Below are 12,616 nucleotides of genomic sequence, written 5' to 3'. Positions count from 1 at the left end.
GGGTGACGGGCGGGGGGTGAACCCGCTGGGTCACCGCATTGCCCTCGAATGGAGGTTTCATGGGTCGACTTCGTTTCTCCTCGTCGCTCCTCATCATCGCAGGGGCTGCGGTGTCGAGCGCCGGCATCGCGGTCGGCTGTAGCGCGACGGGCAATCCCGGCGGGCTCAACTCGAGCGGAGGTGACGACACAGGGGGTGTCGGCGGCCTGACCGGGGCGGGCGGGCTGCTCAACTTCGATGGAGGGCAGGAGCCCAACGATGTCGTGACGGTGAACCCGTGCGGGAGCGCGTGCGGCGAGCAGGAGCTGTGCGCCGGCGCGAACCTCGGCCTGGATGATGACTGCGACGGTGAGATCGACGAGGACTGCAGCTGCCTCCCCGGCCGGGCGCACTCCTGCTTCCGCGGGGACCCATCGTTCCGGAACGCCGAGGGCTGCTTCCCCGGCTCCCAGCTCTGCGGCGAGACCGGCACGTGGGGGCCGTGCCTCGGCGGCGTGCACGCCGACGAGAGCTGCTATGGGAGCAGCGACGTCGCGTGTCACCCGATCCAGACGTCGCCCTTCGCCGATGTCGACCTCAAGCCGGGCACCGGCATCTTCAGCGCGGATGCGGTCGCGGGCTCCGAGGTGTGGACGGTGGAATGCCCCGAGGGCATCGACCCGTGCCCCGGCGTGGACGGGTCGGATCCAGCGGACGATTTCAAGCCGCTGCAATCGGGCGAGTACACCGTCACCTACACGAAGCGTGTCGCGAGCGGCGAGACGCAGAGCTGCCAGTACCCGCTCTTCGTCAGCGCGGGCGGCCTGCGCGTCGAGCTCGAGTGGGAGCACGACGTCGGTGGCGTCGATCTCGACCTGCACCTCCACAGGCCGAACAGCACGCAGCCCTGGGCGACGTGGGGCTCGTCGGAGGACTGCGGCTGGAACAACTGCACCATCGCGCACTTCGCGGAGAGCTCGGGGGTCAGCTGGTTCCGCAACTCCGCGAGGCCGCCGGATCCGGTGAACTGGTTCCTCGACCCGCTGGAGAGCAACAACAGCTGCTTCTACGCCCCTCAGGGCGTGGGGGACGCGTGGCGCAAGCACGAGCTCGGCTGCCACAGCCCGCGGCTCGACCTCGACAGCAGGGGTGGGTGCGACCCCACCGTGGACAGCCCCGATGACCCCGGTTTCTGCGCCCCCGAGAACATCAACGTCGATTTCCCACCAAAGGACCAGTGGATGCGGATCGGCGTACATTACTATGGTGCAGACGGGATAGCCGGCGATATCCACCCGCGGATCAAGATCTTCTGCAACGGCACCCTCGGAGCCGATCTCGGGCCCACGGGGTTCTACGGCCCCGAGCGGCCCGTCACCTTCGCGCCCGCGGGCGCGAGAGACACGTTCTGGCTCGTGGCCGACGTGATCTTCCCCGAGCCTGACGAGTGCGGTCAGGCGAACTGCGTCGTCCAGCCGCTCTACCAGAATACCAGCAGCAAGACGCCGCTGCTCACCACCGACGAATACGTCGAGACGAGCTTCGGTCCAGCCTACCCGACGCTGCCCTGAGCCGCGGGCGCGACGGGCGCCCCCGCGTCCGGACCACCGCAGCCCCCACCGATCAAGCGAGCGCCGCGGCCGCGATCAAGCGAGCACGGCCGCGATCAAGCGAGCGCGGCCGCGATCAGGCGAGCGCGGCCGCGATCAAGCGAGCACGGCCGCGGCGTCTCCGGCGCTGCGGCTGGCAGCGCGCGAGCCGGCGGCCTCGAGCGCGCGGAACGGAGCGCCGCCTCGGCCGCGCCCGACAGCAGGGCAGCAACCCTGCAATGATTGACCTGACAGTGATTCCCCTGACTCCGCGCCTCCGGAGAGCGCGCTTCTCCGGCTCCCGGCTGCTCGTTATCTCCGACGCCGGCCGGAGAACCATGCTAGGGAGCCAGGGAGTCCTGCACGTCACCTGTTGAATCTGCAAATGGGTTCCGGCTCGTACCGGAAGAGGATGAAGCTTCGTGGTCCGCCATCCCTGGGCGCGCATCCTCGCGTGTCGCCGGGCTGCAGCGTCGCCGCTTTGCCAAGGTACGGTGTTCTTCGCTGTGGTGCTGAGCGGACGCAGGCCCGCCGCGACCCGCGCCGAAGTCCCCGAGTGGAGGTATCATGTTTCGTCTTCGTGTCCTCTCCGCGTTCCCGGTCGTCATCGCAGCCGCGGCGTCGGGCGCCGGCATCGCGGCCGGATGCAGCGCCGAGGGCAAGCGGTTCGCATTGGATAGGACGACGGGGGGCAGCGAGCACCCCGGCGGGGCGGGCGGCGCCGGCGGGGCGGGCAACGCCGGGGACGAGGCGGGCGACCCGACGGGCCCGTCGGAGGGCTTCGGCGGTCTGATCAACATCGATGGAGGGTCGACCCACGAGACGCCGCACGTGGAGGTCAACCCGTGCGGGAGCGCCTGCGGCCCGACGGAGCTTTGCGGCGTGGATGAGCTCGGCGTCGACCATGACGGGCTCGACGACGACTGCAACGGGAACATCGACGAGACGTGCCCGTGCATCCCCGGCCAGGCGCACTCCTGCTTTCGCGGCGACCCGTCGTTCCGGCACAGCCCGGGGTGCTTCCCCGGGACCCAGCTCTGCGCTGAGACGGGCACGTGGGGTCCGTGCGTCGGCGGCGTGCACGCGGACGAGAGCTGCCACATGAACGATGGGACGAGCTGCCACCCGATGCAGACGGCTCCGCTGGCGAAGGTCGACCTGAAGGAGGGCACCGGGTCGTTCAGCGAGGATGCGCTCGCGGGCTCCGAGGTCTGGACGGTGACCTGTCCACCGGGCGTGGACCCGTGCCCCTCGGTGGGCGGGGCGGATCCAGCGGACGACTTCAAGCCGCTGCAGTCGGGCGAGTACTCGGTCACGTACACGAAGCGCGTTGCGGGCGGCGAGACCGCGACCTGCGCCTACCCGCTGTTCGTCGGCGCCCGCGGCCTCCGCGTCGAGCTCGAGTGGGAGCATGATCGGGCCAGCGTCGATCTGGACCTCTACCTCCACAAGCCGAACAACACGCAGCCCTGGACGATCGGCGGATCGAGCGTCGCGTGCGGTTACGGGAACTGCACGCTCGACGGCTTCCTGGGCGACTCGTCCATCCGCTGGTTCGACGACGGGGCGACGCCGCCCGATCCGGTGAACTGGTATCTGGATCCGGAGGAGGCCAACAACACGTGCTTCTACGCGCCCCGCGGCGTGGGGGACGCGTGGCGCGCCAACGGCCAGGGGTGCCACAACCCGCGGCTCGACCTCGACAACATCTCCTGCGTCCACCGCATCACCGACCCTGACAATCCGAATTTCTGCGCGCCGGAGAACATCAACGTCGACTTCCCGCCCAAGGACGGCTGGATGCGGGTCGCCGTGCATTACTTCGGCGGCACCGCGTCGACGGACGTGCACCCGCGGGTCAAGATCTTCTGCAACGGCGAGCTCGGGGCCGACCTCGGGCCCACCGGCTTTTACGACCCGGAGCAGCCCGTCTCGTTCCTCCCGGAGGACTCAGGCGACAGGTTCTGGCTCGTGGCGGACGTGCTCTTCCCCAAGCCCGATCCGGGGCAGTGCGGCGGCAGCAACACCTGCATCGTCAGGCCGATCTACCAGGACGAGGCGAGGAAGACGCCGTTCCTCTCGGACAGCCGGATCATGGTCAGGGAATTCGGTCCGGCTTACCCCAGCCTGTCCAGGCCCTGACGGCACGGCGGCGGGCGCGCCTCACGCCTCGACGCCGGCCCGCTTGAGGAAGGCGAGCGCGGGGCCGAGCGCATACGCGGGCGCCCTGCCCAGGCGCAGCTGCTCCCCGGTCGACAGGCGAAGGAGCAGCCAGCGCGGCGCGAGGCCCGGCTCGTCGACCTCGGCGTCCCAGGCCGGCGGGGTCGAGACGCCGACGATCGCCTGGATCGGAAAGACCCGCCGGAAGCCGCGGCCTTCCTGGACGAGCTCGGCCCGCTCGAAGTCGAGGCGGAACAGGCCGTGGCGCCGGCGGCGCCGGCGGACGACGAGCAGCGCCGCGGTGGCCCCTGCGGTCCACGTGCCCGCGATGAAGAGGATGGGAAGGGGGGCCGCGCGCGCCGCCACGATGCCCACGATGATGAGCGAGGCGGTCAGCGCGAACGCGGCGACGCGACGTACGGCGAGGTCGATGCCGTCGCCATGGCACTCGCAGACGAGCACGGCGGGGCCGAGCGCCAGGATGGCGCCGTCGGCGTTCGAGAGCAGGACGTCTCCCTCAGGCACGGTGTTCCTCCCGGTCGGGTGAGGTTGTCGATACCGCAGCGGACGGAGAGAGGCGAGGGAAGCGGAGCGGAGAAGGGGGTGCCGGGCTGCTCGGCCCCCGGAGCGGAGGCGCGTGGCGCGGAGCGGGGGCCCCGCCGACTCGCCTGGGACGTCCCGCGAGCCGGCGGGCGGAGGCGTCAGTCCGCTAACGCCGGCGGCGCTGCGCGGTCGCACGGCGGAGGTCGACAAGACACCGTACGAGCAGGGGTTTGCGGCTGACAAGGGCGCTTTGAGGCGTGTGGCACGTGATGTGCCGCAGCCCCGGTGAGGGCGAGCAGAGACGCCAATCGCGCAATCGGGGCGGCCGTCACGGCAGATCGTGTGCGGACGCCGCGGTTCTCATGGGGGCACGCGCGCTCGGGACCGAGCTGCAAGAGGAGGACTCTGCGATGAGTTGGATCGTGAGACTGGCACTGCTCGTGGCAGCCGTGGGCTTGAACGCGGGCTGCGCCGAGGAGCGGAAGCCGATCAGCCAGGTGCAGGCGAACGCGCTGGCGAAATCGTTCTTCGTCGGCGCCGATCTGCAGAGCAAAGAGGACGATCCGGAGTTCTGGACGCGGACCACGGTGGTCGACGTGGGCTACGGCGCCTCGCAGGACGGGCTGTTTTCGTCCTCGTACGCGCAGGCGGAGGTCGCGCGCATCAAGTGGATCGTCCAGGAAGATCTCCTGATCGGGCGCCTCACCTACGAGCGCGTGAACGACACCGACGGCAAGGGGGCCGGCGCCGCCACGGACGACGGCGTCGTGGCCGTCGCGTACAAGATCCTCTCGCATTTCGACGTCCAGCGCGATTACAACCGGGCGACGGGGGAGGAGAGCAACGTCGTCGTCGAAAACACGACCGACCGTCCCTGGTATGCGCGGGAGTACATGCGGGTCGACTGGTCGAAGAACCTGAACGTCGACTCCTACGACTTCGATACGCTGTCGCTCATCGGCGTCTACGGCGGCGTGAAGTACGAGCCGCTCTCCTACTACGTCAGCGACCCGAGCCACCCGGACGCGCCCCACTTCGACTCCGAGGAGGGATATTTCGACGTCACAAACAAGGCCTTCGCGATGCCACAGCTCATCGATCTGAGCCACCTCGGGTGGGGCATCGACAGCTTCCCGGCCTGCATGCTCGACGCGGACTTCCCCGGCGGCACCGCGCCGGTGGGGTCCTGCAACCCGGTCGAGGTCACGCTCCGGCAGTCCTTCCGCCGCGTCGTCGATCGGGACTACGAGCCCGCCGAGTGGGACGGCTACCGGTTCCGGGCGTTCGGCCCCTTCCTGCGAGAGCGCTTCGGCTACGCGCGCAACTACGGCATGAGCGACGCCAAGTGGCACCGCATGATCACGCGGTACAACCTCTGGGAACGCAGCCACTACTACGCCGATCCGGCGCGCATGACGGGCGAGATCCCCTGCTTCACGCCCGAGACCACCCCCGCCTCCGCCGATCCGCACCGCGACGACGACAAGAACGGGACCGAGGACGAGTGCGAGGCGGTCACCGGGGCGATGATGGACCGGGAGGGGGCGCCGGTGACGGTGGGCCCCGGCTCGCGGTGCGACGCCTTCAAGCAGCGGTGCACCCTGCCGTACCAGCGGCGCAAGGCCCTGCCGCAGCCGTGGTACGTGACGTCGAGCAGCCACCCCGACTATTTCGACGCCACGGACTGGGCAGCCCACGAGTGGGATGTCGCCCTGCGCAGCGCCGTCGTCACCGCCAGGTACGCCGAATGCGTCCGGACGGCGGGCGACGCGGCGCGCTGCAGGGCGGAGTTTCCGATCTACGACGGGCAGATGGACGACAGCGCCGACGCCATCGCGCTCGCGCGCGAGGTCGACGCGTGCCGGCGCGACGGGGCGCGGGAGGGGCAGGGGTGCGACGCCCTCGCCGACGAGCTCGGAGAGCAACGCGGCTACGCGCCCGGCGTCGTCGCGCTCGCCAAGATGCCCGAGGCGATCGTGGTCTGTCATAGCCCGGTCGAGGCGACCGACCCGGAGGCGTGCGGCGGCCCCCGGCTCCCGGAGGGCGTGACCGCCAGGATGTGCAGCGACGAGCGCCGCAAGGAGGCGGGGCGCGATCCCGCGCTGATGAAGGCGTGCCGCGAGGCGCTGAACGCGCGGATCGGCGACCTGCGCTATCACCAGATCAACAACTTCGAGGCGCCGCAGTCGCCCTCGGCGTGGGGCATCTACAGCGACTCGGAAGACCCGCTCACCGGCGAGAAGATCGCGTCGAGCATCAACGTCTGGACGCACGTCAGCGACATGTGGAGCCAGGGCGTCGTCGACACGGCCCGCTACATCAAGGGAGAGCTGAAGACCGAGGAGGTCACCGACGGCGACTACGTCCGGGACTGGGCGCAGGCGAGCGACGGCGCGTCGAAGGGCGGGGCGCTGCCGCGGCTCACGCGCGAGGAGATCGCGCGGCGGATCGCCCGGTCCGCCGGGGTGGACGCGGGGGACGCGGAGGACGCGTCCGGCCAGATGGCGCGCGATCCGGCGCTGCGCGAGAGCCTCCGGCGGCTCTCGAAGGAGGTGCGCGCGATCGCGGCCGACGCGACGGCGCCGGACAGCATGCGCGCGGTCTACGAGGCGCGCCGCAGATCCGCGGTGGGCACCGAGCTGGAGGCCGAGCTCACGACGAAGAGGATCCAGGAGCTCACCGGCGTGGAGGCGCTGCCGCTCACGGACGAGGTGATGCGCTTCGCCTCGCCGCTCCAAGGGGCGAACCCGAGCGTGCAGCGCGAGCTCAGGAACCTGCGGGAGCTCGCGCTCGCCGAGCGCGGCGCGTGCGTCCTGCACGAGGCGCCGGCGCCGCTCGCGACAGCCAACCTGGCGGACATCCTCGAGGAGAAATTCGCGAGCCAGCACGGCCGCTTCGGCGAGGGAGACGCCGCGCAGAAGGTGCGGCGCGCCGAGGCGATGCGGCGCTACCTCGCGCAGCGGGCGCACTACGCGGTGATCCTCCACGAGATGGGCCACTCCGTCGGCCTGCGCCACAACTTCGTGAGCTCGTCCGACGCCTGGGGCTACCGGCCGCAGTACTGGCAGCTGCGCACGAACAACGGGCGGGTGAAGACGCGGTGCGAGACGCTCTCGGAGGACGGCGAGGCCTGCGTCGGGCCGCGCTACTACGACCCCGTGACCGAGAACGAGCGGAAGAACCTGCTCTGGATGTTCATGCACTCGTCGACCATGGATTACGCCGGCGAGCCCACGCAGGACCTCATCGGGCTCGGCGCCTACGACTTCGCCGCGGCCCGCATGTTCTACGGCGACGTCATCTCGGTGCACGCCGACCCGAGCTACAGGGCGGCCACCCCGCGCGGCAAGGGCATGCTCGCCAAGGTCGACGACTTCGGCGGCATCCTCGGCTTGCAGCCCGAGTACGACGACGAGGACATCCACTATTCCGACCTGCAGAACAAATACAATCTGATCCAGCCGGGGAGCTGCGTCGAGGTCGACCCGAGCGCGTACATGCCCTCGGGCTGGAACGAGGAGCGGGACGGGGTCTGGCACCCTGTGCTCGATGGGCAGATCGTGCCGGTCGACGGCAAGTACACGCGGTGCCGGCAGCAGAAGGTCGATTACGTGACGTGGCGCGCGCTGGCGACGCCGGACGGCGCGAAGGGGCCCTCGGTGGATCCCGCGGGGCGCACCCGCGTGCCCTACGGGTTCGCGACGGACCGGTGGGCCGACCTCGGCAACCTGAGCGTGTACCGGCACGACAGCGGCGCGGACGCCTACGAGCTCTTCAACTTCTTCATCACACAGCAGGAGGTGAATCACATCTTCGACAACTACCGCCGCGACCGGCAGGCCTTCAGCGTGCGCGCGGCGTCGGAGCGGACCTTGAACCGCTACAACGCGAAGATGCGCGACGGCGCGAAGGGCCTCGGGCTTGTCGCGAACATCTACCGCGAGTTCGCGCTGGACCGCGGTTACGACTTCGACACGTTCTGGGTCCACGCCGCGGGCAGCACCTTCAAGGAGAACATCCTCGCGGCCGGGATCGCGTTCGATCACTTCGCGCTCCAGATGGCGCGCCCGCAGCCGGGCGAGCACTTCCTGCCGACAGGGGACACCGTCCTCCGGTCAGCGAACGACGTCTTCGGCGATCCCGGGGCTACGGCGGTGGTGGTTCCGAACGGCGCGACGGGGTATTTCGGCGACATCGCCCTGGGCGGCAAGCCGCTCGAGAACGCGCTCGCGGAGGACAAGGGCGAGTACGACTCATCGTACACGATGAACGCCGGCTCCTATTACGACAAGGCGTGGGTGGCGATGCTGATGACCGAGTCGGTCGACAACTTCATCAGCGACTCGCGGCACGACTTCCTCGACGCGCGCTACCGCGCTGTCTCGCTGGCCGACGTGTTCCCGGAAGGGTACCGCCGCTGGCTCGGCAACAACCTCACGGGCGACGACGCCATCAAGGGCGTGCGCGTCGAGGCGGACGAGCGCGGCCGGCCTGTCCGGGATGCGAGCGGGTATCCGGCCAGCGCGCTCGGCTGGACCTCGTGGTGGAGCGAGAGCGGGCCGGAGAGCTGCTTCCCCGGCGCGGGGAGCATCGTCTGCAGCGCGTACGGCGCGGTCGACAGCGCGCCGTGGAACCCGCGGGCCCCGGCCAAGGTCGCCATCGTCGACCCGCAGATCGGCTGGGAGCAGCAGAAGTTCCTCATCGCCTGGACGCTGCTCTACCTCCCCGAGAACCAGAAGCAGAGATGGCTCGACATGATGCACATCTGGGAGACCGGGGCGGACACCGATCCTGGCTTCCCGAACCGGATCGAGCTCCACCACCCGTCCGGGAGGGTGTTTGTGGCCAAGGCGTACGGGACCGAGACCATCTTCGGCAAGGTCGTGCAGAAGGGCATCGGCGCGCGCGTCCTGGAGCATGGGAATGAGCTCCTGGCCAGGGCGTATGTCACGGAGGCAGGCCCCGACCTCGACGGCGACGGCAAGGCGGACTGGCACAAGGTGAAGCTGAGCCCGGAGAGCGGGCAGCCGATCGTGCGGTGGGATCCGACGGTCGCCGCCATCGCGCCGGACGGTGAGGTCCTGACGGACGGCGTGCCCGGCTGCGAGGAGGACTCCGCCGCAGACGACGACGATTTCAGCGATTTCTACAGCTGCACGTGCTCCTCGAACCGCGCCTGCGTCGCGCTCGAGAGCTATGTCTCCGTGCCGGTCTTCATGCGCCAGGCGCTGTCTGCGTTCAAGCTGGGCGACCCGACGATGAGGGGCCTTCACTGAGCCCGATCCCGCGACGGACGCTGTCAGGGGGGCCCCATCGCGGCCTCAGGCAGGCCCGGCGCAAGGGTCGTGGCATCTTGCCGCACTGGGGCGATTCGCCCCATGCGTGCGACCCGCTCGCCCGCGGTCCTGGACGCGGGCCGCCGTGGCGCAGGTCTTGCTGAACTTTTCCATGAAATCATCGGCTGCTGGACACCGCCCGTTCCAGGCGTCGGTTGCCCGAGGGCACATAGAGAGAACCAGCCATGGACTTCGAGAATGTCACGCATGGCCAGAGGGCGAAGGCACGCGTGGGAGCGGTGCTCAACGGCGCGTGGCGGCTGGACGCGCTGATCGGCCTCGGGGGAATGGCCGCCGTGTATGCCGCGACGCACCGGAGCGGCCAGCGGGTCGCGATCAAGCTGCTGCACCCTGAGCGGGCGAGGGACAAGGTCGATCGGGCCCGGTTCCTCCGCGAGAAGGCGATCGTGGACACGGTGAGTCACCCCGGGGTCGTGGCGGTGCTCGCGGACGACGTGACCGAGGATGGGTCACCCTTCCTGGTGATGGAGCTCCTGGAGGGAGAGACCCTCCTCCAGCGCTGGAAGGCGCAGAAGGGCCCGCTGCCTCCTGCCGAGGTCCTCTCCCTGAGCGAGCAGATCCTCGACGTGCTCGCGGCCGCGCACGATAACGGGGTCGTTCACCGGGATCTGAAGCCCGACAACATCTTCCTCACGCGCGAGCACTCGGTGAAGATCCTCGATTTCGGCATCGCGCGCCTGCGGCTCCCCTCGGGGCAGACGTCGCTGGTGGGGCTGCGGGCGATGGGGACGCCGGCGTACATGCCGCCCGAGCAGGCGCGCGCGCGCTGGGATCTCGTCGATGCGCGGACGGACATCTGGGCGCTGGGGGCGACGATGTTCTCGCTGCTCACGAACCGGTACGTACAGGACGCGTCGACGGTCAACGAGCTCTTCTTCCTGCGGATGACGTGCCCGATCCCGTCGCTCGCGAGGATCCAGCCGTCGATGCACCCTGTCGTGGTGCGGGTGGTGGACCGGGCGCTCGCGTTCGCGCAGGCGGATCGCTGGCCCGACGTGCGGTCGATGCTGGCGGCGGTGCGCGAGGCGCAGGCTGCGGTCGCGGCGCCCGCGCGGAGCACCCTCGTGCCGCCGTCGCGGAGCACCCTCGCGCCGCCCGCGCGGAGCACCGTCACGCCACCGCCGCCGCGGGATGCGCTCGCGCCTTCGACGGAGGTGCGCGACCTCGGCGCGCTCGATGCGCGGTCGCCGTCAGGTCGTCCCCAGACCCCGACGCGGCCCCCCCGGACGCCGGGGCTCTCGTCGCCGGCGTCGCTCTCCACGATCCCGGGTGCGCTCTCGACGATCCCCCGCGCGCCTTGAAGCGAGCGTCGGGCGGTCAGGGCCCTCAGCCCGGGCTCGCTCCGGCGCGCATTTCGCGTGAGCGCGCGGGCTACGCGTTCAAGCCGGCGAGCAGCTCGCTCGGCCGCAGCACGGCGCGTCGCTCCGACTCCCGCCGGGAGAGGAGCGTCTCGTAGATATCCATGTAGCTCGCCATCATGCGCTCCGCCGAGTAGCGGCCCACCGCGAGCTTGCGCCCTCGCTTGCCCATCGCTGCGGACCGGCGGGGATCTGCCTTGAGCTCGGCGAGCTTCGCGGCGAGCGTGTCGACGTCGTCCGAGGGCACGAGGAAGCCTGTCTCTCCGTCGGTGATCAGGGCAGGGATGCCGCCCACGGCCGTCGAGACCACGGGCAGGCCGGTGGCCATGGCCTCCACCATGGAGAGCGGCAGCCCCTCCGACGTCGACGACAGGACGAAGACGTCGCTCGCGGAGAGGAGCTCCGGCACGTCGTGCCGCTCGCCGGCGAACACGACGCGGTCGCCGATGCCGAGCTCCTCGGCGAGGGCGCGCAGCGAGGCGGCCTCCGGCCCGTCTCCGACGAGGAGGAGGCGCCCGTTGTCCGACAGAACGCCCGCGGCCGCGCGGAGCAGGAGGGCGTGGTTCTTGACGTGCGACAGGCGCCCGACCGCCCCGGCGACCCACGCGTCCTGGGGGATGCCGAGCTCGGTCCGGATGCGGCGCCGGGCCACGGAGTCCGGCCTGAACCGGGAGAGATCGATCCCGTTCAGGACCACGTGCAGCTTCGAGCTCGGGACCTCGTTGTGCTTCAGCATGAAGTCGGCCGTCGGCTGCGACACGGCCACGTGCGCGTCGGCGAGCCTGGCCGCCATGTGCCGCAGCCACGCCCTGCGGCCCTGATCGAACATGGCGCCATGCAGCGTGTGGCACACGGGCACGCGGTGGAGCCGGCCCGCGGCCGTCGCGTAGATGAGCGGCAGCTGATTGTGCGAGTGCACGATGGAGACACCATGCTTGGCGAAGAACGCCGCGAGCTTCCCGGGGAGCTTGAGGTCGAAGCCGGGGCGCTTCGGCAGCATGTGCACCGCGACGTCGCGCTCCCGGAGCTGCGCCGCGCGCGGCCCATCGGGGTTCGTCTCGATGCCCACGACCATCACCTCATGCCCCGCCGCGCGCTGCAGCCCGGCCAGATCCACCACGACCTGCTCCGCGCCTCCCACCTGGAAGGAGTTCAGCACGTGCGCGATCACAAGACGGTTGTGGTGCGCTCGGGTCATCGGTGCATGCTGGGTCGTCTTCATAGGGTAATCTACACTCATGGTTTCCCTCTAGGGTGCGCTCTGACGCATGTGGTCTGACCTGAGAGAAACCCCTCCTTCGTGTCCTCGTCCCGCGGGGGAGGTTACCACAGAGTCTATGAGGCAAGGAGCTTTCTCCGTGGCTCTCTCCAACATGCCTCGTACCTCTGGGTTGACGTGAGGGGATGCCTTCACTGGCCGGTCAGTCGACTACGTGAAAGGTCTGCTGTGGCACATGACGACAGCTGTGACAAAAAGGGCACCGCCGTGGCGCCACGCGTCGCGGCGCCGCGCTCGTGCACAGCAGCCACGACGCGCCGGAATTCCGGCAGGGCTCGCGGGAGCTGCGCATTTTTTTCGGTGCCGTTGAAGAGCCCAGTGTTCACGATGCCACCGACCGGGCTCCTTGCG

6 protein-coding genes are annotated in these 12,616 nt (G+C 70.0%); 4 read left to right on the top strand and 2 right to left on the bottom strand.

The features are described 5' to 3' along the window. Positions 1 to 59: 59 nt before the first annotated feature. Together WME75_RS28920 and WME75_RS28915 are read left to right on the top strand one after the other, a co-directional pair. Positions 60 to 1,550, top strand: coding sequence for a hypothetical protein (locus WME75_RS28920; RefSeq protein ID WP_437477688.1), 1,491 nt, complete (start codon positions 60 to 62; stop codon positions 1,548 to 1,550). A gap of 585 nt (positions 1,551 to 2,135) precedes the next feature. Beyond that, positions 2,136 to 3,710, top strand: coding sequence for a hypothetical protein (locus tag WME75_RS28915; protein WP_437477685.1), 1,575 nt, complete (start codon positions 2,136 to 2,138; stop codon positions 3,708 to 3,710). A gap of 21 nt (positions 3,711 to 3,731) precedes the next feature. Here WME75_RS28915 and WME75_RS28910 read toward each other — a convergent pair whose 3' ends face one another. Continuing rightward, on the bottom strand, positions 3,732 to 4,253 hold the full coding sequence (locus WME75_RS28910; protein WP_437477683.1) for a hypothetical protein: 522 nt from the start codon (positions 4,251 to 4,253) through the stop codon (positions 3,732 to 3,734). Positions 4,254 to 4,693: 440 nt separating this feature from the next. Between WME75_RS28910 and WME75_RS28905 the strand changes: the two genes are divergently transcribed. Beyond that, positions 4,694 to 9,547, top strand: coding sequence for a hypothetical protein (locus WME75_RS28905; RefSeq protein WP_437477680.1), 4,854 nt, complete (start codon positions 4,694 to 4,696; stop codon positions 9,545 to 9,547). 245 nt (positions 9,548 to 9,792) lie between these two features. Next, complete coding sequence (locus tag WME75_RS28900; RefSeq protein WP_437477678.1) at positions 9,793 to 10,929, top strand: serine/threonine-protein kinase; 1,137 nt, start codon at positions 9,793 to 9,795, stop codon at positions 10,927 to 10,929. A gap of 70 nt (positions 10,930 to 10,999) precedes the next feature. On the opposite strand, the gene WME75_RS28895 is transcribed toward WME75_RS28900, so the two are convergent. Continuing rightward, positions 11,000 to 12,184 (bottom strand): glycosyltransferase, encoded by a 1,185-nt coding sequence (locus WME75_RS28895; RefSeq protein ID WP_437477675.1) that lies wholly within the window; start codon positions 12,182 to 12,184, stop codon positions 11,000 to 11,002. Between the last annotated feature and the right edge of the window lie 432 nt (positions 12,185 to 12,616).

This window comes from Sorangium sp. So ce1014, assembly GCF_051521505.1.
Classification (GTDB): domain Bacteria; phylum Myxococcota_A; class Polyangia; order Polyangiales; family Polyangiaceae; genus Sorangium.
This window is presented reverse-complemented; position numbering and strand designations above follow the sequence as displayed.